This is a genomic window from Psychrobacter sp. W2-37-MNA-CIBAN-0211 (assembly GCF_040309405.1).
Lineage (GTDB): Bacteria > Pseudomonadota > Gammaproteobacteria > Pseudomonadales > Moraxellaceae > Psychrobacter > Psychrobacter glaciei.
Genome location: NZ_JBEOOU010000545.1, coordinates 1 through 239 on the forward strand (window position 1 = coordinate 1; position 239 = coordinate 239).

Annotated in this window: 1 protein-coding gene; it reads right to left on the reverse strand. The window is 36.0% G+C overall.

The window, feature by feature from the left end:
• A partial coding sequence (locus AAEY72_RS16205) for a DUF6795 domain-containing protein (RefSeq protein ID WP_352311705.1) occupies window positions 1–239 on the reverse strand: 239 nt, incomplete at both ends.

Below are 239 nucleotides of genomic sequence, written 5' to 3' on the forward strand. Positions count from 1 at the left end.
ATCTAATCGTGCTAATCGTTCAGCTAAATAAGATATATGTTTCTCGCCTGAAGATATGGATCCCCAAAGTATTACTTCAGAATACTCATCTTTAGCTGCTTTAATGATGTCTGACTCTTCATTTTCATCGACTTTAATCGTTTGAGATATACGAGTTCCAGCAAATGGTTTATTAGGGTGACTTGTTCTGTGAATAATTTCAGGAAAGCTAAATTTGCCTTCATCGTCAGTAGTGGTGT